The organism is Acidovorax sp. (genome assembly GCF_021287135.1).
GTDB lineage: Bacteria > Pseudomonadota > Gammaproteobacteria > Burkholderiales > Burkholderiaceae_C > Acidovorax.
In genome coordinates this window covers 1-23,009 of sequence record NZ_JAJTBB010000037.1, presented here as the reverse complement: position 1 = coordinate 23,009, position 23,009 = coordinate 1, and the positions used below count along the sequence as shown (strand labels likewise).

24 protein-coding genes are annotated in these 23,009 nt (G+C 66.3%); 10 read left to right on the top strand and 14 right to left on the bottom strand.

All coding sequences use genetic code 11. The features are described from left to right. Positions 1-103: 103 nt before the first annotated feature. The 3 genes from LWW96_RS09665 to ltaE all read left to right on the top strand — a co-directional run bounded on the left by LWW96_RS09665 (position 104) and on the right by ltaE (position 3,244). Entirely contained in the window at positions 104-835 is a 732-nt protein-coding gene (locus LWW96_RS09665) for a TetR/AcrR family transcriptional regulator (RefSeq protein WP_291486382.1), read from the top strand. Next, complete coding sequence (locus LWW96_RS09660) at positions 832-2,076, top strand: branched-chain amino acid ABC transporter substrate-binding protein (protein WP_291486380.1); 1,245 nt, start codon at positions 832-834, stop codon at positions 2,074-2,076. The genes LWW96_RS09665 and LWW96_RS09660 overlap by 4 nt, the downstream gene beginning before the upstream one ends. A 100-nt stretch (positions 2,077-2,176) precedes the next feature. Then, complete coding sequence (gene ltaE, locus LWW96_RS09655) at positions 2,177-3,244, top strand: low-specificity L-threonine aldolase (RefSeq protein ID WP_291486378.1); 1,068 nt, start codon at positions 2,177-2,179, stop codon at positions 3,242-3,244. Between the two features lie 232 nt (positions 3,245-3,476). Here ltaE and LWW96_RS09650 read toward each other — a convergent pair whose 3' ends face one another. After that, positions 3,477-4,184 carry a YggS family pyridoxal phosphate-dependent enzyme gene (locus LWW96_RS09650; RefSeq protein WP_291486377.1) on the bottom strand — a complete coding sequence of 236 codons (708 nt, stop codon included), beginning with the start codon at positions 4,182-4,184 and terminating at the stop codon, positions 3,477-3,479. 39 nt (positions 4,185-4,223) lie between these two features. Here LWW96_RS09650 and LWW96_RS09645 point away from each other — a divergent pair, with 39 nt between their 5' ends. The 4 genes from LWW96_RS09645 to LWW96_RS09630 all read left to right on the top strand — a co-directional run bounded on the left by LWW96_RS09645 (position 4,224) and on the right by LWW96_RS09630 (position 8,252). Continuing rightward, on the top strand, positions 4,224-5,267 hold the full coding sequence (locus tag LWW96_RS09645; RefSeq protein ID WP_055398404.1) for a type IV pilus twitching motility protein PilT: 1,044 nt from the start codon (positions 4,224-4,226) through the stop codon (positions 5,265-5,267). 71 nt (positions 5,268-5,338) lie between these two features. After that, positions 5,339-5,974 carry a cyclic nucleotide-binding domain-containing protein gene (locus LWW96_RS09640; RefSeq protein WP_291486374.1) on the top strand — a complete coding sequence of 212 codons (636 nt, stop codon included), beginning with the start codon at positions 5,339-5,341 and terminating at the stop codon, positions 5,972-5,974. Between the two features lie 85 nt (positions 5,975-6,059). Beyond that, entirely contained in the window at positions 6,060-7,196 is a 1,137-nt protein-coding gene (locus LWW96_RS09635; protein ID WP_291486372.1) for a PilT/PilU family type 4a pilus ATPase, read from the top strand. A 141-nt stretch (positions 7,197-7,337) separates the two neighbouring features. Further along, positions 7,338-8,252, top strand: coding sequence for an NAD(P)-dependent oxidoreductase (locus LWW96_RS09630; RefSeq protein WP_291486370.1), 915 nt, complete (start codon positions 7,338-7,340; stop codon positions 8,250-8,252). 213 nt (positions 8,253-8,465) lie between these two features. Here the strand turns inward: LWW96_RS09630 and LWW96_RS09625 are convergent, their stop codons facing one another. The 3 genes from LWW96_RS09625 to LWW96_RS09615 form a co-directional block, all read right to left on the bottom strand. Continuing rightward, positions 8,466-9,134, bottom strand: coding sequence for a BON domain-containing protein (locus tag LWW96_RS09625; protein WP_291486368.1), 669 nt, complete (start codon positions 9,132-9,134; stop codon positions 8,466-8,468). Then, positions 9,131-9,733, bottom strand: coding sequence for an SIS domain-containing protein (locus tag LWW96_RS09620; RefSeq protein ID WP_291486366.1), 603 nt, complete (start codon positions 9,731-9,733; stop codon positions 9,131-9,133). The genes LWW96_RS09625 and LWW96_RS09620 overlap by 4 nt, the downstream gene beginning before the upstream one ends. 86 nt (positions 9,734-9,819) lie before the next feature. Beyond that, a complete protein-coding gene (locus tag LWW96_RS09615) occupies positions 9,820-10,236 on the bottom strand; it encodes a YraN family protein (RefSeq protein ID WP_291486364.1) in 417 nt (138 codons plus the stop codon). On the opposite strand from LWW96_RS09615, the gene rsmI reads away from it, so the two are divergent. After that, positions 10,236-11,171 carry a 16S rRNA (cytidine(1402)-2'-O)-methyltransferase gene (gene rsmI / locus LWW96_RS09610; RefSeq protein ID WP_291486362.1) on the top strand — a complete coding sequence of 312 codons (936 nt, stop codon included), beginning with the start codon at positions 10,236-10,238 and terminating at the stop codon, positions 11,169-11,171. The genes LWW96_RS09615 and rsmI overlap by 1 nt on opposite strands. A gap of 82 nt (positions 11,172-11,253) precedes the next feature. Here rsmI and LWW96_RS09605 read toward each other — a convergent pair whose 3' ends face one another. Next, entirely contained in the window at positions 11,254-12,510 is a 1,257-nt protein-coding gene (locus tag LWW96_RS09605) for an Hsp70 family protein (RefSeq protein WP_291486360.1), read from the bottom strand. A gap of 647 nt (positions 12,511-13,157) precedes the next feature. On the opposite strand from LWW96_RS09605, the gene LWW96_RS09600 reads away from it, so the two are divergent. Both LWW96_RS09600 and LWW96_RS22210 read left to right on the top strand, forming a co-directional pair. Continuing rightward, positions 13,158-14,366 (top strand): site-specific integrase, encoded by a 1,209-nt coding sequence (locus tag LWW96_RS09600; protein WP_291486358.1) that lies wholly within the window; start codon positions 13,158-13,160, stop codon positions 14,364-14,366. Continuing rightward, entirely contained in the window at positions 14,363-14,617 is a 255-nt protein-coding gene (locus LWW96_RS22210) for an ogr/Delta-like zinc finger family protein (RefSeq protein ID WP_366117934.1), read from the top strand. Before LWW96_RS09600 ends, LWW96_RS22210 begins: the two co-directional genes overlap by 4 nt. Positions 14,618-14,624: 7 nt before the next feature. On the opposite strand, the gene LWW96_RS09595 is transcribed toward LWW96_RS22210, so the two are convergent. The 9 genes from LWW96_RS09595 to LWW96_RS09555 form a co-directional block, all read right to left on the bottom strand. Beyond that, positions 14,625-15,443, bottom strand: a complete 819-nt coding sequence (locus LWW96_RS09595) for a nucleotide-binding protein (protein WP_291486356.1) — start codon at positions 15,441-15,443, stop codon at positions 14,625-14,627. 222 nt (positions 15,444-15,665) lie between these two features. Next, the gene (locus LWW96_RS09590) at positions 15,666-16,451 is read right to left on the bottom strand and encodes a DUF2971 domain-containing protein (protein ID WP_291486353.1); all 786 of its coding nucleotides are present in this window, start codon (positions 16,449-16,451) and stop codon (positions 15,666-15,668) included. Positions 16,452-16,636: 185 nt separating this feature from the next. Next, complete coding sequence (locus LWW96_RS09585; protein WP_291486351.1) at positions 16,637-17,377, bottom strand: hypothetical protein; 741 nt, start codon at positions 17,375-17,377, stop codon at positions 16,637-16,639. 23 nt (positions 17,378-17,400) lie between these two features. Next, positions 17,401-17,805 (bottom strand): hypothetical protein, encoded by a 405-nt coding sequence (locus LWW96_RS09580; protein WP_291486349.1) that lies wholly within the window; start codon positions 17,803-17,805, stop codon positions 17,401-17,403. Positions 17,806-17,813: 8 nt separating this feature from the next. Then, positions 17,814-18,164 (bottom strand): hypothetical protein, encoded by a 351-nt coding sequence (locus tag LWW96_RS09575; protein WP_291486347.1) that lies wholly within the window; start codon positions 18,162-18,164, stop codon positions 17,814-17,816. A 9-nt stretch (positions 18,165-18,173) separates the two neighbouring features. Next, positions 18,174-20,933: a hypothetical protein gene (locus tag LWW96_RS09570; protein WP_291486344.1), complete on the bottom strand. Its 2,760-nt coding sequence runs from the start codon at positions 20,931-20,933 to the stop codon at positions 18,174-18,176. Between the two features lie 101 nt (positions 20,934-21,034). Further along, positions 21,035-21,766, bottom strand: a complete 732-nt coding sequence (locus LWW96_RS09565; RefSeq protein WP_291486343.1) for a toprim domain-containing protein — start codon at positions 21,764-21,766, stop codon at positions 21,035-21,037. After that, the gene (locus LWW96_RS09560; protein ID WP_291486341.1) at positions 21,763-22,455 is read right to left on the bottom strand and encodes a hypothetical protein; all 693 of its coding nucleotides are present in this window, start codon (positions 22,453-22,455) and stop codon (positions 21,763-21,765) included. The genes LWW96_RS09565 and LWW96_RS09560 overlap by 4 nt, the downstream gene beginning before the upstream one ends. Positions 22,456-22,457: 2 nt before the next feature. After that, complete coding sequence (locus LWW96_RS09555) at positions 22,458-22,682, bottom strand: hypothetical protein (protein ID WP_291486339.1); 225 nt, start codon at positions 22,680-22,682, stop codon at positions 22,458-22,460. Positions 22,683-23,009 lie beyond the last annotated feature (327 nt).

The window sequence follows — 23,009 nt, the reverse complement described above, 5'->3', positions numbered from 1 at the left end:
GTCTGGAATCGCTGGTTCTTGGCAGCCACCCAGGGTTTTTGCTGAGTGCCCGCACCCGCCAGCGTCTTGCCAATATATACCGGTGGGTAGAACAATGCTACCCATGGGTATAACCAAAGCGACACCAACGCCCGCCACGCCGGCCGTGGAGCCCCCGCCCGTGAAGGCGCGCGGCCGGCAGAAGGCCTGGACGGCCAGCACGGACGAGAAGCGCGAGCGCATCCTGCAGGCGGCCGAGGCGCTGTTCGACGCGCAGGGCTATGCGCAGACCACCATGGAGCAGATCGTCCAGCAGCTGGGCGTGACCAAGCCCTACGTGTACTACTACTTCCACAACAAGCAGGAGATCTACGAAACCCTGTGCTGGCGCCCGGCCGTGGCCTGCTTCACGGCCATGGACTTCGCGGAGGACGACACGCGCCCCGCCCATGTGAAGGTGGCGGAGGGCATCGAGCGGTTGATCCGCGCGACCATCGAGCACCACCCGGCGGCGTTCTTCCCGTACCGCGAGCCGCAGGTCTTCCGCCCCGAATACCTGGCCATGCAGAAGAAGCTGGCCAACCATTTCTACGACCGCATGTGCGCGCTGATGGAAGAGGCCCGGGCGGACGGCATGCTGGACTTCAAGGAGACCCGGCTCACGGCCCTGGCGGCCTGCAGCCTGCCGGGCTTTCTGTACCACTGGTACCGGCCGGACGGGCGCCTGTCCCCGGCCGAAGTGGTGCGTGAACTTTCCCAACTGGCCTGGCGCGTGCTGGGCCTGCGCACGGCACGTCGGCGGCCTGCGCGTGCATCCGCCGACGAAAAACCACTACCACCGGAGACATCTTCATGAAAGCCTTGTTGTTCACGCCTTTGGCCGCCGCAGCCTTGCTCTGCGCCGGCGCCACTGCTGCCCAGGAGACCTTCAAGATCGCGTACATCGATCCGCTGTCGGGCCCGTTCGCCAACGTGGGCGAGCTGATGCTCACGCACACGCAGTACGCGGTGGAGGACATCAACGCCAAGGGCGGCGTGCTCAAGGGCGTGAAGCTGCAACTGCTGCAGTTCGACAGCAAGCTGTCGGCGCAGGAGAGCCAGAGCGCGCTGCAGGCGGCCATCGACCAGGGCGCCAAGGCCATCGTGACGGGCGGCTCGGGCTCGTCGGTGGTCACGGCGCTGGTGCAGGCGGCGGCGCGCCACAACCAGCGCAACCCGGGCAAGGAGATCCTGGTGCTGAACCACTCCTCCATCGACCCCGAGCTCACGGGCAAGGCCTGCAACTTCTGGCACTTCCAGTTCGAGGCCAACACGGCCATGAAGATGAAGGCCCTGGCCAACTACATCAAGAAGCAGCCCGACATCAAGAAGGTGTACCTGCTGAACCAGGACTACGCGCACGGCAAGCAGTGGGCGCACTACGGGCGCGAGATGGTGGGCCTGGCACGGCCGGACATCCAGTTCGTGGGCGAGGCGCTGCACCCCATTGGCCGCGTGAAGGACTTTGCGCCCTACCTCGCCAAGGTCAAGAGCAGCGAGGCCGACTCGGTCATCACCGGCAACTGGGGGCAGGACATGACGCTCTTGCTCAAGGCCGCGGGCGACGCGGGCTACAACCTGCGCTACTTCAACCACAGCGCGGGCTCGGTGCCGGGCACGGTGCTGGCGGTGTCGCAGGCCAAGATCGGCCAGCTGACCTGGGTGGCCGAGTGGCATCCGGGCCAGGCCGACACCCCCAAGGTCGATGCACTCGCCAAGGCCTACAAGGCCAAGACGGGCAAGGACTTCCTGGCTCCGCGCATCGACATGACGCCGCGCTTCCTGGCCGCCGCCATCGGCAAGGCCCAGTCCACCGAACCCGCCAAGGTCGCCCGCGCGCTGGAGGACCTGACGGTGGACACCGTGGTGGGCCCGCTGCGCATGCGCGGCGAGGACCACCAGCTGCTGCTGCCCCAGGTGGTCAACACCATTGCCCCGGTGGACGGCAAGGCGGTGAAGGCCGGGTGGGAAGGCACGAACTACGGCTTTCGCACCGACGCGCTCTACACCGGCAACGAACTGGCGCAAGGCACGGACTGCAAGATGTCCCGGCCCTGATTGCGGCGACACCAGGGGCGTGTAGCCCTCACACCGGCGTGTGTCTTCGTACGCCGTTACCATGGCCAGCCTTTGATACATGCACCGATCCAGGACGCCCATGCCCGACTTTCGCAGCGACACCGTCACCCAGCCCACGCCCGCCATGCGCGAGGCCATGTTCAAGGCCCCGCTGGGCGACGATGTGTTTGCCGACGACCCTTCGGTGAACGCGCTGCAGGAGCATGCGGCCCAGCTGCTGGGTTTTGAGGCTGCGCTGTTCGCCCCGTCGGGCACGCAGACCAACCTGATCGCGCTGTGGGGCCACTGCCAGCGCGGCGACGAGGCCATCGTGGGCCAGAGCTGGCACACCTACCGCTGGGAAGCCGGCGGCATGGCGGTGCTGGGCTCCATCCAGCCCCAGCCGGTGGAAACGCAGCCCGACGGCACGCTGCGCCTGGCCGACATCGCCGCCGCCATCAAGCCCGACGACCCGCACTTTGCGCGCACCCGCCTGGTGGTGCTGGAGAACACCACCGGCGGCCAGGTGCTGCCGCCCGCCTATGTGGCCGAGGTGGCCCAGCTGGCGCGCCAGCGCGGCTTGGCGCTGCACCTGGACGGCGCGCGGCTGTTCAATGCCGCCACGGCCAACGCGGCCCGCCACGGCACCGACGTGTACGACGAGGCGCGCACGCTGTGCGGGCATTTCGATTCGGTGTCGCTGTGCCTGAGCAAGGGGCTGGGCGCCCCGGTGGGCTCGCTGGTGCTGGGCACGCGCGACTTCATCCGCCAGGCGCGGCGCACCCGCAAGATCCTGGGCGGCGGCATGCGCCAAGCCGGGGTGCTGGCGGCGGCCGGGCTGTACGCCCTGGAGCACCATGTGCGCCGCCTGGCCGACGACCACGCCCACCTGGACCGTCTGGCCCAAGGCTTGAGCGAAGCGAACCGCAGCCACCCCGTGCTGCAGGGCAAGATCACCGTGCAGCCCTGGCAGACCAACATCCTCTTTACCGACCTGCACGCCGACGTGGCCCCTGCCTTCACTGCGTGGCTGGCGCAGCACAACGTGCGCGTGACCAGCAGCCTGTACGGCGGCGCCACCCGCCTGCGCTGGGTGACGCACCTGGATGTAAGCGCGGCCGATGTGGATGCCGCGCTGGATTGCGTGGGGCGGTTCACCAACCGTTAGGTAACCCAAGCCCCACGCCCTTCGGTACTGGCGCTAAACCAAGCCGGGGACCGCCGCGCAAGGGCCGCCCCGCCGCGCTGGCGGTGTCCCCCTTCCCGAATGGCGCAGCCATTCGAGAGAAGGGGCTGAGGGCCGCGGCTCCGAGCCTGCCTGTGCAGGCTTGGACAGCCCGAAGAGCTGCCTCCTCTGGCGGCCAGCACCGAGGCGCGCAGCGCCACAGGGGGTTGCCCTCTTACTTCCGGCCGCCGAAGATGCCGGTACCCACGCGCACCATCGTGCTGCCCGCCTGGATGGCCGCTTCCAGGTCGGCCGTCATCCCCAGCGAAAGCGTGTCAAACGCCTCCAGCCCCGGCTCCCGCAGGGCGGCAATCTCATCAAACAGCCTTCTGGCGCGGGTGTGGATGGCCAGCTGTGCTTCGAATTCAGGCGCAGGGTCCGGGATGGCCATGAGCCCGCGCACGGCCAGGCGTGGCAGTTTCGCGACAGCACGCGCCAGCGCCAGCGCTTCGGCCGGCGCGACGCCCGACTTGGTGGGGCCGCCGTCGATGTTGACCTGGATGCACACCTGCAGGGGCGGCAGGTCGGCGGGCCGCTGGGCGGACAGGCGTTCGGCGATCTTCAGGCGGTCCACCGTGTGCACCCAGTCGAAATGCTCGGCCACCAGGCGCGTCTTGTTGCTCTGGATGGGGCCGATGCAGTGCCACTGCAGCGGCGCGCCCGGCAGCGCTTCGCGCACGGCGGCGATCTTCTCCACCCCTTCCTGGATGTAGTTCTCCCCGAAAGCCTGCTGGCCTGCAGCGGCGGCCTGCACCACCGCGTCCGGGCCGAAGGTCTTGGAAACGGCCAGCAGGGACACCGCGCCAGGGTCGCGTCCGGCGGCCTGGCACGCCTGCGCAATCCGGCCCAGAACCTGTTGGAGGTTGTTTGCAATCGTGGTCATAATGTTTGGTCAAGCGTACCAAACGATAGAGGGACTTTCGTGGACATCACCCAACTGCTCGCGTTCAGCGTCAAGAACAAGGCCTCCGACCTGCACCTCTCGGCCGGTCTGCCGCCCATGATCCGCGTGCACGGCGATGTGCGCCGCATCAATGTGGACGCGCTGGACCACAAGACGGTGCACGCCATGGTCTACGACATCATGAGCGATGCGCAGCGCAAGACGTATGAAGAGTTCCTGGAAGTCGACTTCTCCTTCGAGATCGAAGGCCTGGCGCGCTTTCGGGTCAACGCGTTCAACCAGAACCGGGGCGCGGCCGCCGTGTTCCGGACGATTCCCAGCAAGATCCTGACGCTGGAGCAGCTCAACGCTCCCAAGATCTTCGGCGACCTGGCACTCAAGCCGCGCGGCCTGGTGCTGGTGACCGGCCCCACGGGCTCGGGCAAGTCCACCACGCTGGCGGCCATGGTCAACTACCTGAACGAAACCGAATACGGCCACATCCTCACGGTGGAGGACCCGATCGAATTCGTGCACGAATCCAAGAAGTGCCTGATCAACCAGCGCGAAGTGGGGCCGATGACGCTGTCGTTCGCTGCCGCGCTGAAGTCCGCATTGCGCGAAGACCCGGACGCCATCCTGGTGGGCGAAATGCGCGACCTGGAAACCATCCGCCTGGCCATGACGGCCGCCGAAACAGGCCACTTGGTGTTCGGCACGCTGCACACCTCCAGCGCCGCCAAGACCATCGACCGGATCATCGACGTGTTCCCCGCCGAAGAAAAGGAAATGGTGCGCGCGATGCTGTCCGAATCGCTGCAGGCCGTGATCTCGCAGACGCTGTGCAAGACCAAGGATGGCTCGGGCCGCGTGGCCGCCCACGAGATCATGCTGGGCACCAGCGCCATCCGCAACCTGATCCGCGAGGCCAAGGTGGCGCAGATGTATTCCACCATCCAGACCAGCAACAGCGTGGGCATGCAGACGCTGGACCAGAACCTCACCGATCTCGTGCGGCGCAACATCATCAGCCCGGCCGAAGCGCGCAGCAAGGCCAAGATTCCCGAGAACTTCCCCGGCTGATGGCGGCTGCGCCGTCCCCCTGACCCCTGCATTTCGCGGCCCTGCGGGGCCGCCGCACACCGGAGCACTGTATGAAAGGCATCCTGGGCCTTCTGAAAATGAAAACCCGCGGCGGGAAACCCGCCGAAGAGGGAACGGATTCCGTTTTCTTCTCCACCGCATTCGCCGGCCAGGGCGTGGACGACTCCATGCTCGTGCCCTGGGAGGCGCGAGCGGTCGAGATCGGGGCCAAGCGCCTTCCCACCAGCCGCGGCGGCAAGCTGCTGCAGGGGTTGTGGGCCAAGGACAAGTACATGGCGCACCTGGACAAGAACGCCGTGGAGCGCATGGAGCGCTTTTTTGAATTTGCCGCCGTGCCGTCCAACCGCGACGTGATCCGCCAGGACGAATACGGTAACTTCATGGTGGTGCTGCTCACCGGCACCATCGCGGTGGACCGCGTGCAGCCCTGGGGCGAGCACCTGCGGCTGGCCGAGACCCGACCGGGCGACATCCTGGGCGAGATGTCGCTGCTGGACAGCGGCATCCGTTTCTCGGCCTGCACGACCCTGACGGACTGCGAGATCGCCGTGCTGAGCGCCGAGGCCATGGACGACATGATGACCCAGGACCCGCAGCTGGCGGCCAGCCTGATTGCGCTGCTGGCCCGCAAGTTGTCGCTGCGCCTGCGGGTGGTAAGCGCCCGCCTGAGCGACAACCAGAAATAGCAACCAGCGGGCCGCCGATGTTGTCCACGCACCTGCACCAGACGTGCCGCCGGCCGGCCCACCATAAAACCGGGGAGAGAATCTGATGGAACGCGATCAGGCCAGTAAATTCATCAACGACCTGCTCAAGCTGATGGTGAGCCGCAACGGCAGCGACTTGTTCATCACGGCCGACTTTCCTCCGGCGATCAAGGTCGACGGCAAGGTGACCAAGGTCTCCCCGCAGCCGCTCACCCCGAACCACACGCTGACGCTGGCGCGCGCCATCATGAGCGACAAGCAGGTGGCCGATTTCGAACGCACCAAGGAGTGCAATTTCGCCATCTCGCCGGCCGGCATCGGGCGCTTTCGCGTCAACGCCTTCATCCAGCAGGGCCATGTGGGCATGGTGATGCGGACCATCCCGCTCACGCTGCCCACCATCGACGGGCTGGGCGTGCCGCAGGTGCTCAAGGAAGTGACCATGACCAAGCGCGGCCTGTGCATCCTGGTGGGTGCCACGGGCTCGGGCAAGTCGACCACCCTGGCCGCCATGGTGGACTGGCGCAACGGGAACTCGTTCGGCCACATCATCACGGTGGAAGACCCGGTGGAATTCGTGCACCCGCACAAGAACTGCGTGGTGACGCAGCGCGAGGTGGGCCTGGACACCGACACCTGGGAGGCCGCGCTCAAGAACACGCTGCGCCAGGCGCCGGACGTGATCCTGATGGGGGAAATCCGCGACCGCGAAACCATGGAACATGCGGTGGCGTTTGCCGAAACCGGCCACCTGTGCCTGGCCACGCTGCACGCCAACAGCGCCAACCAGGCGCTGGACCGGATCATCAACTTCTTCCCCGAAGAGCGCCGAGCGCAGTTGCTGATGGACCTGTCGCTGAACCTGCGCGCCATGATCTCGCAACGGCTGATTCCCAAGCAAGACGGCAAGGGCCGCGCCGCCGCCGTGGAGGTGATGCTCAACACCCCGCTGATCTCCGACCTGATCTTCAAGGGCGAGGTCTCCGAGATCAAGGAGATCATGAAGAAGAGCCGCAACCTGGGCATGCAGACGTTCGACCAGGCGCTGTTCGACCTGTACGAAGCCAATGTGATCAGCTACGAGGACGCGCTGCGCAATGCCGACTCGCTCAACGACCTGCGCCTGCAGATCAAGCTCAACAGCCAGCGCGCCAAGTCGCCCGACCTGGCGTCGGGGACGGAGCATTTCGCGATTGTTTGACCCCCCTGAGTCGCCTGCGGCGCCTTCCCCCCCAGGGGGACGACGCCGGTGGCCTGGCAAAGCCAGTTCCACGGCGTCTGCTGGTCTGGTTCGCGCCCCATGGGGCGTTTTGTTTTTTGATCCACCACACTTTTCATTTCCATGCCAAGCACCAACCCTCGCAACTACGACGCAACGCCTTCCCGCAAGGTCGCCTTTCTGGGCCTGGGGGTGATGGGCTATCCGATGGCGGGGCACCTCGCGCTGGCGGGGCATGAGGTCACGGTGTACAACCGGACCGCTACCAAATCAATAGCTTGGTGCGCAGAGTACGCCAGCGCAAGGGCCCCAAAACATGCTGCAACGCCGCGCGAGGCGGCAGCGGGCGCCGATTTCGTTTTTTGCTGCGTGGGGAACGACGACGATCTGCGCTCGGTCACGCTGGGGGCCGATGGCGCCTTTGCGGGCATGAAGCCGGGCGCGGTGTTTGTGGACCACACCACGGCCTCGGCCGAGGTGGCGCGCGAGCTGTATGCCGCAGCCCAGGCGCAGGGCCTGCAGTTTGTGGATGCGCCCGTCTCGGGCGGGCAGGCCGGCGCGCAGAACGGCCTGCTCACGGTGATGTGCGGCGGCGATGCCGCAGCGTTTGACGCCGCCCGGCCGGTGGCCATGGCGTTCTCGCGGGCGTTCACCCTGCTGGGTGCCAGCGGCGCGGGCCAGCTGGCCAAGATGGTCAACCAGATCTGCATCGCGGGGCTGGTGCAGGCGCTGTCCGAGGCCGTGGCCTTTGGGCAGAACGCGGGGCTGGACATGAAGCAGGTGCTGGACGTGATCGGCAAGGGCGCCGCCCAGAGCTGGCAGATGGACAACCGCGGCAAGACCATGGTGGACGGCCAATTCGACTTTGGCTTTGCCGTGGACTGGATGCGCAAGGACCTGGGGCTGGTGCTCGACGAGGCCAAGCGCAACGGCTCGCGCGTGCCGGTGACCGCCCTGGTGGACCAGTTCTATGCCGACGTGCAGAAGATGGGCGGCAACCGCTGGGATACGTCCAGCCTGATCCAGCGGTTGAAATAACCCCCCCTGAGTCGCCTGCGGCGCCTTCCCCCCAGGGGGACGCACCCGGTGGCCCGGCGGAGCCGGTCCACGGGTGCGCTGGCCTGCGCAGCGCCAGTTTCGAACCGCCGCGGTCGGTGGAGACTCCAAGATAAAACCCCGGCCGCTGGGTGCGCGCCGGGGTTTTTCGATTCAGCAGTCGTGGCGCAGGCCGCTCGGCCTGCCGAAGGGGCTTTAGCCGCCAGCAGGCTTGGTGTTGTCGGTGGTGACGGGCGCGGGCTGGGGTGCGATGCGGCGCAGTTCTTCTTCGGAGACGATCTCGAACACGCGGACCACTTTGCTCACGTCGCTCACGCCGCGTGCGATCTCGGTGGCGCGGTTGGCCTCGCGCTGGGTGACGCGGCCCATCAGGTACACGATGTTGCGCTCGGTCACCACCTTGAAGGAGTTGGCCGAGATGTCCCGCGCGTCCACCAGACTGGCGCGGACCTTGCCCGTGATGAAGGTGTCGCTGGAGCGCTGGCTCAGGCTGCTCACCGGCATCACGGCCAGGTCGTTGACGACGGAGCGCGTGTTCTCCACCTGCGCCACGATCTGTTCGGCCGTCTGGCGGTCCTGGGCGCTGGCGACTTCGCCGGTCAGCAGGGCCTGGCGGTTGTAGCTGGTCACGTTCACGTGGGCCCGGTCGCCCAGGGTTTCGCGGATGCGGTTGACGGCACGCAGCTCAATGCCTTCGTCCTCGATCTGCGTGCCCGCGGTACGGCGGTCCACCGCCATCACGCCGCCCACGACGGCACCGCCGACGATCAGCGGCGCGCAGGCTGACAGGCCCGCTGCGAACGCGCCCGCTGCGAGCACGGCACAGACCGCGCGCTGGGCGCGGTGCAAGGATGTTGGGTTCATAGTGGAATCTCCTGTTCACCAAGTAACTGGGTGTCCACGCCGTCACTCAGGCAGTGCAGCACCAGGCCGTGGACTTCCCGCACCCGCGCAGGGCGGTCGTGCGGCACACTGATCAATACATCGGTTTCGCGCAGCAACGCGGCCAGCTTGCCGCCGGTGCGGCCCGTGAGCACCACCACGGTCATGTCGCGCTCGTGGGCCGCTTCTGTGGCGGCCAGAAGGTTGGGCTCGTTTCCGGTGACCGACAGCGCCAGCAGCACGTCGCCCGCCTGGCCCAGAGCCCGCACCTGGCGCGCGAAATGCTGGGTCGCGTCCAGGCTGCCCGGCCCGGTGGAAGTGAGCAGCGTGCTGTCGGAAGTGAGTGCCAGGGCCGCCAGTTCGGGCCGGTCGCGCTCAAAACCCGCCACGCAAAACGCCGCGAACTGCTGCGCTTCGGCAGCCGATGGCCCGTTGCCACAAGCCAGCACTTTGCCGCCGCTGGTCACGCAGGCAAGGATGGCTTGCACGGCATCGGCGATCGGGTGGCTCAGGACCTGCGCGGCCTGGTATTTCAGGTCGGCACTGTCGATGAAATGCTGTTGGATGCGTTGCTCAAGCATGAGGGCCAGATGATACCCGCGGCGTGTTACAGCTTTTGTAGCAATGCGTAGAGAGCGCCCTTGCGCCAGCGCCCCGCGGGCAGCGGTCAGGAGGCGTCGAACGCGCCGCGGATCCACTCCAGCGACGCCTCCACCAGCACCACGTCAAACCGGCAGGGCGGGGGCGATGGCAGCCGCAGAAGGTAGTGCCGCGCTGCCAGCACGATGCGCTGCTGCTTGGTTGCACCGATGCTGGCGCCGGCGCCCCCGAAGGCGCCGCCGGCGCGGCTGCGCACCTCCACGAACACCAGGGTGCCGTCGCGATCGCGCATCACCAGGTCGATCTCGCCGCCGCCGCGCCCCGGCGTCCGATAATTGCGCTCCACCAGGCGCAGGCCGGCGGCCTGGAGGTAGGCCAGCGCCTGGTCCTCTGCCGCATTGCCGCGATCGCGCGTGGTGGGGGCCCGGGTCGCGCCGTCCTGTCCCGGTGGAACCGACGGCTTTCTCTTCGCAAGGAATCTCATTGAGCGCATCTTTCGCTTCAGCCCTGGGCGCCGCGCGCGACGCGGCGGCATCGCAGCATTATCCCGGGGGCACGCTGTACGTGGTGGCCACGCCCATTGGCAACCTGGCCGACATCACGCTGCGTGCGCTGCATGTGCTGCAGCTGGCCGATGCCGTGGCGTGCGAGGACACGCGCCACACCCAATCCCTGCTGCGCGCCTACGGGGTCGACAAAACCCCCGCGCAGCTGCTGGCCGTGCACCAGCACAACGAGGCCGAGGCCGCACAGGCGGTGGTGGCGCAGTTGCGCCAGGGCCTGCGGGTGGCCTATGTGAGCGACGCCGGCACACCGGGCGTGAGCGACCCCGGCGCCCGTCTGGTGGCGGCCGTGCAGGCCGCCGGCCTGCGCGCGGTGCCCCTGCCGGGCGCCAGCAGCGTCACCACGGCGCTCAGCGTCGCAGGGGCCGTGAGCCACGGTGGCGAGTCCGGTGGATTTGTCTTTGCAGGCTTTCTGCCGACCAAGAGCGCGGAGCGCGCCACGGTGATCGAGCAGCAGTGGGCGCGTGAGCCCCGCTGCGTGGTCCTGCTGGAAGCGCCCCACCGCATTCAGGACCTGGCCCGGGCCCTGGCCGTGCTGGGGGAGCGCCCGGTCACGCTGGCGCGCGAGCTGACCAAGCAGTTCGAGGAAGTGAGCACCCTGCCCGCCCGCGAACTGGCCGCCTGGCTGGACGCCGCCCCCCAGCGCTCGCGCGGCGAATTCGTGGTGCTGCTGCACCCCCTGGCCCGCGCGGACGAAGATGGCGGCGACAGCCTGCGGGTGCTGCGCCTGCTGCTGCAGGAGCTGCCCCTGAAAACCGCCGTCCGCATCGCGGCCGAGATCACGGGGGCCTCGCGCAACGCGCTGTACGACACGGCCCTGCAGTGGAAGCGCGATACGCCGGGCGATGCAAATTAAGGCAAAAATGGCTCGCAGCGCTTACCCATCAAGCGCTAGAAGCTATCAATAATATAGCAATCCAATCAATACCACCGCCCGCTCACCGGGAGACCGCCAGCCCGGCAGCCACGCCGCCGAACAGGTCGCCTTCCACCTGCGGCGTCGCCGGGAACGCCGCCGCCAGCGCATGGCGCAGCGGGCGCAGGGCGGAGGAGCCGCCCGTCAGGTAGATCGCCTCCAGCCCCTGGGCGCCCAGGCCGGCCTGCGCCACGCAGTCCCGCGCGCAGGCCACCACCTGTTCCAGCAGGGCCTCCAGGCCCGCGGCCAGCCCGCCCGGCGAAAGCGCCGCCCCCAGGCCCGGCTCAATCCAGTCGAGGGGCATGGCCGTCGATGCCTCGGGTGTGGAGGACGCCGCGATCTTGGTGCGCTCCACCGTGTCCGCCAGCCGATGGCCCCAGCGTTCGTGCAGCACCCGCATCAGCCGCCCATGCAGGCGCACGTCCGAGTAGTCATTGCGCAGGTTTTCGGCGTCGCGCAAGGCGCGGGGCGAATACAGCCACTGGATCAGATGCCAGGTCGAGAGATCGAAGAACACCCGGCTCGGCACCTCCCGCCCGGCGGGGCCCCGGTGCCGCAGTCCCAGCAGCGGCATCGCAAGGTCCAGGCTCAGGCGGCGGTCGAAGTCCGTGCCGCCCACGTGCACGCCCGTGGTGGCCAGCACGTCGCGGGCGCGGTCCGACTGCCCCGCGCGGTCCGGCCCCAGCCGCACCACGGTGAAGTCCGATGTGCCGCCGCCGATGTCCACCACCAGCACCAGCGCCTCGTGCGCCAGCCGCTGCTCGTAGTCGAGCGCTGCGGCAATGGGCTCCAGCTGGAACGACACCTCGGCAAAGCCCGCCCCGGCGGCAGCAAGCCGCAGAGCGGCCTCCGCCTGCCGGTCACGCAACGGGTCGTCGTCCACGAAATGCACCGGCCGGCCCATGACCACCCGCGCCGGCAGGCCGCCCAGTTCAGCCTGGGCGGTGTCGGCCAGCCGGCGCAGAAACAGGCCGATGATGTCCTGGTAGCTCACCAAGGTGTTGTGGACCGCCGTCTTCTCCTGCAGCAACGCGCTGCCCAGCAGGCTCTTGAGCGAGCGCATCAGCCGCCCTTCGGTGCCCGACAGGTACTGCGCCACCGCGTCCCGCCCGAAGTGCGTGCGCTGCTCCTCGGCGTTGAAGAACAGGGCCGTGGGAAGCGTGGCCGCGCCCCCCTCCAGCGCGATCATGCGTGCGGCCCCCCGGCCCTGGCGCACGGCCACGGCGGAATTGGAAGTGCCAAAGTCGATACCCAGCGTGGTGTCCTGCAGAAGGGGCATGAAGATGCTTCGAAACAATGGGGGAACAGACGCCCGGTCTCGCACCACGACTTGCGTGTGGTGCTGGTCGCACCGTGGCGCGCGGATGCCCTGGGCTGGGCGCTGCAACGGCAATGCAGGGAGCGCCGGCAAGAAAGAAAAAGCCCTTGATCGCGAAAATCAAGGGCTTTTGTTTGGTGGCTGGGGCTCTACCGAAAGAACGCCGTAACCCGTTGTCGCAATTGAATTTTCGACTTTCATGGAACGGAAGTTGCCCCCAGAGTTGCCCCCAGCCCTGCTTTGTAAGCGCCCTGGTTGGGAGGCGCGATTCTACATACAGGCTCGCGCTTGGACGGCCGGCAAACCCCTCAAAGCCTACAAACCCCACCAGTCGGCCCTGGTCTACGTGCCCCGAAAGCAGGCCGCTGCCGTTTTCACTTGCTCGCGCTTGGACGGTCGGTAAACCCTCCAAAGCCTACAAACCCCACCAACCCGCACAGCCCGTGGGTCTGCGAGTTGCCCCGCTGCTTTTTCACTGGCTCGCGTTTCGTCGGAAAAAAACCCTTCAAAACCCACCAAACCCTACCAAGTGCCTCCAGTCGGATGGCACACTGATACTGTGTTTAATTACAGTTTTCTGGGGATAGCCAGGGAGCTGCACGGTATCCATGCCCAAAAGAATCCTCGAAAAAACCTCTCTGGAAGTCTGCCGCCTGCGCAGTGACGGCTCTTACGCCGTGGGTGGCGTGTCGGGCCTGTATCTCAAGATCGAAGGCGGTTCGCGCTCCTGGGTGTTCCGTTATGTGCACGATGGCCACCGCCGCCGCATGGGCCTGGGCAGCTATCCGCTGGTCGGCCTGGCTGAAGCGCGCGAGGCCGCCCGCAATGCCCTCAAACTGCGCCTGGGCGGTGTTGACCCGCTGCAGGCTCGGCAGGCCCAACGCGAAGCGGCCCGGCTGGCCATCGCGCGACAGGTGCGCTTTGATGACGCGGCCGAAGCGTTCATTGCCGAACACGAAGGCACATGGCGCAGCCTCAAGCATGCGAAGCAATGGCGCAGCACCCTGGCCACCTATGCATTCCCCCATATCGGGCACCTGCAGGTGGCAGACATCGGGCAGGCCCACGTGCTGCAGGTGCTGGCACCTATCTGGAAGACCAAGACAGAAACCGCCTCGCGGCTGCGCGGCCGCATCGAGCAGGTGTTGGACTGGGCCACGGCCCATGGCCACCGCACCGGCCCCAACCCTGCCCGCTGGCGCAGCCAGCTCGAACACATCCTGGCGGACCCGAACAAGCTGGCGCCGGTCAAACACCACGCGGCCGTGCCCGTGGCCATACTGCCCGACACCTACCAGCGACTGCTGGCCATGGACGGGCAAAGCGCCCGTGCGCTGCGCTTTCTCATCCTCACGGCCGCACGCTCGGGCGAGGTGCGGGGCATGGTGTGGAGCGAGGTCGATCTGGAGGCCGGTCTGTGGACGGTGCCCGCCGAACGAATGAAGTCCAACAGGGAACACCGCGTTCCCCTGTCGCGCCAAGCGCTGGAACTGCTCAGGGCGCAGCCGCGCATCCCATCGGTCGAGCATGTGTTCCCGTCCAACCGAAAAGGCCCGCTGTCCGATATGGCCCTGACGGCCGTGATGCGGCGGCATGAACTGGGCGCAGTCCCACACGGCTTTCGGTCAACGTTCAGGGACTGGGCCGGGGAGATGACGCACCACGCGCGCGATGCCGTGGAGCTGTGTCTGGCCCACGCGATCGACACCCGGACCGAAGCCGCCTACAGGCGCGGGGACATGCTGGAAAAACGCGCGGCCATCATGCAAGAGTGGGCCGACTTTGCATCGGCAGAGACAACGGAGATGGCGCGATGAAGATGAACTGCCCCCACTGCAAGTGCATTGCGCGCCTGCATTCGCTCCACGCGGCCGGCCTCTTGTTCAGGGAGCATGTCTACTGCTGCTCGAACCCGTTCTGCGGGCACAACTTCATACTCCGCAGCGAGGTCGGACACACCCTCACGCCTTCAAAAATACCGGACCCGAACGTGCACATTCCCATATCGGCGCGCGCACGCAAGCGCCGGGAGAACAAAGAAAAGCGTGAAGCTGCCGCAGCAGCTTGACTAACCTTTAGGCATCAAGGAGCCTGTTGAAGTCAACTTCATATCCAGCAGCCCTCATTTCCTTCGCTATCTCGAATTGCCAATTCGTGTCGTCAACGTAAACCACTCCACTTATGTCACTAGGAAGTTCTATTTTTCCGCTTACCAGCGGGACAACGTGAGCTCGTGAAAGCTTCGCCATTAGGTATCCGTGCTCAAAGATCACGTTCTGCCGGGCTCTAGGGAGAAGTTCCCCCTTTGCGGCCGCACTGGTGGTGTTACCTTGATCATCCGGTGAGTAAAGAACGATCGCGAAGTCAACGTCCGTATGAGCTTCGATCTTCTCAATGATTGTCATCCCCCGACTCGCCTGTTCGTGAAGAATGACAGCGTCGTAACCCAGCTTCTCTATGAAGCGAGCCGTCTTGGTCTTCAGCAAGTCGTCATGGCCGTGGACCACGAAGATTCTCTTGGCCTTTTTCTCGCTTTTTGCCTTCGCCCGCTCATCCGCCTTGATTGGAACAAACTGCTCCTCGAACTCTCCGTTTTGAATGTCGAGTATTAAGGAGTCTATGAAGGCGGCGCAGGGCTCTCCATCCTCACGCATGAAGACATCCAGATCGCTCTCGCTTCTACCTCGATAAAAGACACTCTTGCGAAGATTGGCAGCAAGACGCGATGAAGTTCCGGGAAGACTCGCGTCTAGGAACTTCTCAAATTGCCGTTTCCATGCGGCAAACCGCTCGCTACCGAAATCGCTACCTCGGTGCTCGTAGGCCGGTGCCACATCTTGTTCCAAGCGGCTACGGAAGCTATCTAGTTGCGCGATGACATCTTTCTTATTCATCTGTTTTCTCAAGACGATTGAGTTGATAAAAATCCGATCAATCCCAAAAAACCTTCGGGATTCACTGGCCCGCGCTGAATATGCAGCACTTTGATCGCTCTCGGAAGCGGCTTGCAGGCCAGAGCAAAGATAGAAATTAGAAAATCGACGGCATCAGTAGAAGCCGCGAAGAAAGAGACGCAGATCTACCACGTCCACGCAATCGATCGGTTATGGAATAGCTCACACATAACCGCAATCGTGTCGATGAATCATGCACATACCAATGTTCAATGCATGTATCGACAAACGATTTAGATCGTTGCTCTTCGGACCAAGCCATATCTCTGGAATAACTACTGCAAGGGCGGAAGCCCTTTCATCATCCGGCCAGATTTTTGCATCTACATAAGGAATGATCAGGTCTCGCGCCGAGCGCATCTTCACTTCACCCATCTTTCTACACCAGACTGCCCGAAGCTCAAGTTCTTCCGCGAAAGCGGGGTTCTTTAGTGCGATCAGATCCTCAACAACACTGTAGAAACTGGAGCACTGAGCCTCCACCCAACCCATAAAGTCGTTCTCTGCGCGATGAAGCTGTGACGCGTCATATACCGCTCGGATAAAGCCATCGTGCTTGACCACCAGTTCGGCTGCGTACTTGTCATGGTCTTCATATTTACATTCGACAAGCGAGAGGCCGGCGTACTCAAGGAAAGCACGGTTTAGCCCGAGTGCGATCCCTGCGCCATCCGAAGCGTAGGCTCGCCATTGACTGAGAATTTTCGGGGATCGAGAGAGACTGAAAACGCAATGATGGTTCTGGATGTCGTGCCACTGAAAGGCACGTCTGAACGAGGCCTGCTGCTCCTTCGGAATTTTTGAGAGGAAGCTATCCAAGCCTTGACGCAGTTCTAACCGGTCATTGAGAAAGCGATAGTCCGTGAGCCAAACTGTGCGAGACGAGATTATCGCCAAGGCACCAGCCACTGATGTGTAGTGATAGTAGCAGTCGGACTTGTACGTCATAAATAGCAGAGACAAAACATCGGAACGAATTCGCTTGGTCCATGACCTTGGAAATGACCGCTCCTGGCGGCGATGGCAGCCATGTTATCAACAGCCCAGCCACTCAACCCCAGGCCAATTTCCCCAATAGAAAAGCGCGAAGCAGCCACCGCCACTTCGCGCTTTTTCTCGCCTGACCCTGCGCCCTACAGCGCCACTTCCCCACCGCGCTGCACCTTGTGAATCTGCGCAGGCGTCAACACATCCTGCGCCGTCAGCGCCCCCAGGTCGAACACCCCCAGCACCTCCACCTGCGGCCGCGCGCCGTACTCCGGCAGCCCTTCGGCCATAGCTCTCAAGCCATCGAGAATGAACGCCCACCGCGCCGCCACCATCTCCTCGCGCATAGCAGCAGAGCTGGCCGGGCGCCCCAGTGAATCCTCATGCGCGCTGGTGCTGCAGGGCGCATGCGCCGCCAGCGCCATGGCCCTGGCCACAGCCTCCCCGGCGTCCTGCAGCACCTTGTAGCCCTCGGCCCTCGCGTGCGCCGTGTAGGCCCGCTCATACGCTGCCGCATACGTGTGCGCCTGCCTGCTGGCCTCGGCCGCGAGTGCCTGCAGTTCCTTGGCTCCCTTGGCATGCGCCACCCGCATCACCTCGGCCATCGCCTGCGCATCGTTCTTGCGGTTGAGCGCACTGCGCGTGGCTGCATCGCTGCTCTCAAACCCACCGCTGGCGAACGCAGCATGGAACGCATCCGAAGCCGCATCTGCTTCCGCTTCTGCCGCCTTGATCTTGCGCCCCAGCAGCTCCTGCGCTGCCTTGGCCTGGCCAAACCTCGGGCCTGCATCGTTGTCGTAGGCCGTGCGTGCGCGGGCCAGCTCGGCCAGGGCTTCGTGCAGCGCAGCCTGGGCGCTGCGGGCGTGTTGTTGAACATCGAATTTCATGAATCACTCCTTGTGGACTGGGGTTAAAAAAACACGCGGGAAGAAAGGGTTGAAGGCGGCGCGGCCGCAGGCTGTGGCGGTTCCTCGGGTGCAAGCCACTGCCCTGCCCCGCAGCCCTCCAGATGCCTGCGCACCACCTGCTGCGCGGCCGGGGTGAGCTTCGGAATCAGGGCGCGCACGGCCTCACGCAATTGCTGCAGCTCGCCCTGCTCCGACTGCATCGCATCGATACGCGCCTGCAGCGCTGCGGCCGTGCGCGTGGCCTTGTCGAGCTGGGCCGCGAGGCGCTGCACGTGGGCCACGCTCTCGCGCTCCTGTGCTGTGGCTGGCACTACCGCGCGCAGCGCCTGCAGCTCGCGCTGGCGCTTGAGCCGGTGCTTGCGCTGCCGCTCAGCATCGGTCATGGCCGTGGGCTTGTCGGTGTGCATGGCCATGCTCAGTACGGCAGCGCGCAGAACCGGTGGCAGCGCTGCAGCACGTCCTTGTGCGGCGTGTACCACTCGGGCACACCGGGCAAACGCCCCTGCGCAGCCATGGCGCAATTGCCTTTGCGTTGCAGGTGGTAGCAGTCGCGGCAGCGGTGGCGGTCGTCTTCCAGCACATCCACGGCCGGGGCCGTCAGCAACGCCAGCAGGCCGGGCTTGTGTTCTCTGATGGCTTCGCTGGTGGCTTCATCGAGCCACACGGCGGGCCACACCTGCAGCGCGCCCTCGGCCGTGGCCGACAGGTGCAGGCCCTTGTGGCGCAGGCGTTCCAGCAATCGGGCAGCGGTTTGGTTGTCGCTCATGCCGCCCCCTCAGAACGTGGCCACATCGTCGGCCGCAGGCATGCCCATAGCGTCGGCCGCAGCCATCGGCCGCAACGCCGCCGATTGGTGCACCGCCCAATGCAGCAACCCCGCCCGGTGCCCGATGCGCACGAACCTTTTGCCGTCCACAATGCGCCCCTGCATGCGCTCGATCCAGCGGCCCAGCATGCGCGAATTGATCTTGCCCGCCTGCCCCGCAATGTCATCCATGGCCATGGCCAGGAGCGCATCGGTATCGCTGCGCCGGATGGCGCCGCCCACGGTGGTCTGGTCCGGCCCGAAGGCTGCAAACCATGCCTCCACCAGCGCGCGCAGCTTGGTGGTTTCCGGGTCTTGCTCAAAGGCACGCGCGGCCGCTTCCATGGGGTCTGCCAGCGTGGGCAGGCCCTGTGCTTCGGGTGTCCCTGCCAGCGTGGCCACGTGCTGCGCCAGCCAGCAGATGGGCTGGCGCACCAGATCATCCCAATGCTCAAAGCTGGCCGTGCGGCCCTTGGCCATCTTTGGCCGCCCTGCGGTGATGTAGGCCCGCACGATGGTCAGAGCCGCCACCACGTAGGCGAGGCGGTCCGTCTGCACCATCTGCGCGGGATCAAACGAGAAGTCCCGCGTATAGGGTGTCTCGCTCTGCGCATCGATGCGCGCCGTCAGCACCCTTCGGCAGGTGTCCGACGTCATGCGCAGGTTGTTGCCCGTGGCGATGAACAAAGCCCGGTTGGGCAAGGTGACGGTTTCGCTGCTGCCCAGCACCCGGTCGGCAAACGTGGGGGCCGTCAGGAAGGCATCCAGCGAGGCTGAGCCCAGCGGCTCGCGCACGTTGTCCCAGAGGACGACGCGCTGGCCTTCGCGCAGCACCGCAAACAGGCGCTTGCGCGTTTCTTCGTCGGTGTCGGCCGGGGGCAATATCGAAGGCTCGGACCCCATGGCCAGGATGCCGATGCAGCGGGCCAGCAACGTCTTGCCGCTGCCTGCGGCCGGGGCGTCAAACCCAACACCGGGTGCGGTGGGCAGGCTTGCCCGCAGCGCGGCCGACAGCAGGCCATGCAGGGCCACGCCGTTAGCTACGGCATCCACCAAGGGGAACAGGGCCAGCGGCGCCCACAAGAATTTGAGCGCAGCCAGGGCGTCCTGAACAGTCGGGCGCACTGGCACGCGCGGCGGGTTCGGGTGTTCGCTGTAGAACAGCAGGCCCGATGCCTCATCGTGGCCGGGGCGGTCCAGGATGCTGCCGTCGATGCGCAGCGTCGGGGCAGTGACCACCGCCACCAGCTTCTTGAACCCGCGTTCGCCATGCTTGGCAAGGATGGCGCGGGCTACGCTCAAGGGGGCATCTTCCGGGCCTTCTTCGGGCGCTTCCTCGCCATCGGCTTTTCTGCGGTGGCGCATCGAGTAGAACTCGCACACGCGCCCCATGTGGTCGGTCAGCCAGTCGGGCGTGACCGGGCGCGCCTTGCCGTCGCTCACATAGGCCACGGCGCCCTCGCCATAGTCGAACAGCTCCCCGCGTTCCTGCAGCACGGCTAGGACGGCATCGGTCGTGGCCACGCGCATGCCCCGGCCCACCTGAATGCGGGCGCTCTGGCGCAGCAGCTCAAAGCGCATGCCGCCGTGGCGGTGGGTGAACAGGTACGGGCGCTGGCCGCTTTTGAGATTCACAACGGCCACGCGGGTATCGGTGTCCGGGTCCAGCGGGTCGGCAAACTGGGCGTTGTGCCAGCGCTCGGGGCGGTCGAGGATTTCTCCAACAGATACCGGCTTGCCCTGCTCGGCCATCAGCACGAAGTCGCCCATCAGAACGCGCTGGGCGCTGGCGCGCTGCAGCACGTCGCGGGCCTTGTCCACGGGGATGCCCCGGCGCTTGGCCAGGGCCGGGGCGTTGGTGGCCACCCAGCGCTCGCGCTGGGCTGCGCACTGGCCTGCGAGCTGCTGCCGGGCTGCCTTTTTGAGCGCCTGGGCTTGCTTGTGCGTGTCGGCATCGTGCGGGATCAGCGCGAGGTCGAACAGCGCGAGCGGGTCGCCAAAGATGCGCGGGGCGGCGTGCGGCCGCTGCAGGCTCTTGCCCAGCAGCGGTGGCGCGCAGAAGTCCAGCCGCTCGGGCTGCCACACGCTGGCATCGATCAGGGTGCGCTCCAGTGCCTGCCCTGCGCGGCCTACGTCGAACCAGCCGTGGCCAGCGGCCCAGAGCAATTGCACCAGCGCCCTCCCCGCTTCTGGAATGCGCGAGGCATCGCGCACCGGGATATACAAACGATGCCGGGTCAGCGCCGACAGCTCGCGGCCGTCAGCGGTGCACACTCCGGCGGAACAGCTCGGGCGCCACAGCATGGGCGCATCGGCCAGGGCCGGGCAGGCTTCTATCAAGCGCTGGCGGAACACATCCGCAGACAGCTCGCCATCGGGCGCGCCGTCATGGTCCAGCATCATCACGCCAGGGCCCACGGGGTAGGCAAAGTGCCTGCGGGTACGGGAGATGGCGCCCGGTGTCTCGGCCACTTCGCGCTCAGGGACGATGGGCACAGGATTGCCTACGCTGCCATCGCACACGCCCCAGCTTGTGGCCTGCGCGGGGTCGAGGGCTTCCAGCACATCGGCCAGCTCCTGCAGGCTGTGCACCACAGAGCGCACCGCGCTGCCGCGCATCATGTTGGCGGCGCTTTCCTTGTGCAGCGTGCCATCGGGGGCCAGGGTCAGAACCTTGGTCAGGCGGTCGGGAACCGTGGCGGTGAAGACGGTGAATTGCAGGGCAGCCACGGGCGCTGCGGCAATCGCAGCGGGGGTGGCTGGTCGGGTGTTTATCGCCGCGCCCGTGCTTGGTGCGCTGGCCTTCTTTGTAGCCATGGTGGGATCGTTTTCTAAAGCCGGGTGGCGGTGAATCGGGGGGTGTGGTGGCTGCCGTGGGCGTCTGCCAGATCAGCCACCATCGGGAAGACCTGCAGGCCGCAGGCGCTGGCCTTGCGCGCCAGTTCGGCCGCGCTGCGCCATTGGCCGGGGTCGCGGGTGTCCACGAACACATGCAGGCTGCGCAGGCCACGGGGCCAGCGGGCATGCGCCAGCAGCGCTGCGTCGGGCACAGCCCACACCGGCATGCGTGCTGCCTGGGCGATGCGCAGCGCGGTGGCGATGCCCACGGCCATGCCCATCACGCGGCGGGCGCTGTCTGCAGGGGCCAGCCGCGCGCAGGCGCCCAGCGCGGGGCCTGCCTTGCCGGTCAGCTTGACGGGCGCAGGCACCGGGGCCAGCGAGCCATCGGCCGCAAGGTAGATGCGCTGCAGCGCGACCGCGTGGGGCACAGGCGCGCCTTGCAGGCCGCGCGGGTAGGTGTCCACCTCGAACAAGGCCAGCAGCGCGGGGAACTGGCCCAGGCACACCGGCGTGCGGTCTGCCTGCATGTGCCAGTAGTCGAGCGCGGGATGCAAGCGCAAGGCGGGTGGGTACGCGCTGCCCGGCGCTGCGCTCGCCACACCGCTGCGCGCGAGGTAGCGGCCGGCCGCGTCGCCCTCCGACACCGGCCGCGCTTCGGCCCACAGGCTGGCGATGCGCGCACGGTTCACTTCGTAGGCATGCCTTGCGCCTGCTGCGCTCATGCTGGAGGGCCTTCCTGCACCAGCACGGCATGCAGCGCATCGAGCATGTCGTCCATGGCGGCGGTACGTTCGGCCATGGCGTCGGCCAGCAGGCGCAGCGCGGCTGCAAGGTTCTCGCCCGTGAGGGTGTCGGCCGCGCAGGGCGCCATGTCGGCCACGGCTTCGAACGCGAGCTGGGCTTGGCGCATGTGGGTGTGCTGGTCGGTGGCGTCCATGGCCAGATGCCTTGCGCGGTCATCTGTGTGGCGCACGCCGGTGGCCGTGCGCAGTGCGTCGATCCGCGCGCCGATGGCGTCCAGGCGCTGCTCGATGGCGTCGCTGTGCAGGTGCAGCAGCTCGCCCAGGCCGTCCATGTTGACGGTGGCGTGTGGGTTGGTGGCGCCCGCGGCCAACGCTGCAACGGCGTGGCAGGCGCGCAGCACGGTGCGCAGGGATTCCGTGAAGTCCTGGGCTTCGAGCACCAGTTGCGGCAAGGTGGGCAGGCCCTGCGGCTTCGGTGCCTCTTTGACCAAGCAAGGCTTGGCGGTGTTGGGGCACACGGTGCAGGCGCTGCGGCGCACCAGATAGCCGTGCACCACATGCTGGTCGAACACGTCTGCCGCCTCGGGCAACGGGAAGTTGTCGCGGCAGTTTTGGCAAGGCTTCGCCTGCACTGCCTCGCGGGCAGCGTTGTGGGTGGTCGTGTGCATGGTTACCCCTCCAGGCTCAAGGCCATGTCCAGGCCGCGCAGTGCGGCCAGGGCCTGCATCACCTTGCGGCGTGCGCGGGCGGCGTCCACGTGCGGCTGGCGCAGGTGGTGCAGCGCAGTGCCCAGCGCGTTGTGCGCGGTGGCGTGCAGCTGGATGGGGTCGGGGGTGCCCGTGGTGGGCGAGGTGGTGCGCGCGCCAAGTGCGCGTGCGGGGATGCGGTCAGCCATGGTGGCCTCCAAGCGGTTCGATTTACTAAAACCGACGCCATGGCTTCCAAACAATGGCGGCGGCTCGAACGGGTTGGAAGACCGGGAACCGCTTGCGCGAACCGGCGAGCCTTGCGACTCCCCATTCGAGCCACCATAAACTGGGGGCGCGAACAAACAAGCCGCAGGTGCTCTGCGGTAGAGACTGCGGCTTGCGTCGCAGCGGTTCAACGGGCTTCCAAACCCGATCACGCCTTTTTTTGACGTGACGCGGCAGTGTAGCGTGCGGGCAGTGCGCGGGGCAAGTGGGTGCATCGTGAATTTCCTCACGCTGCAGCGCTTGTTGCG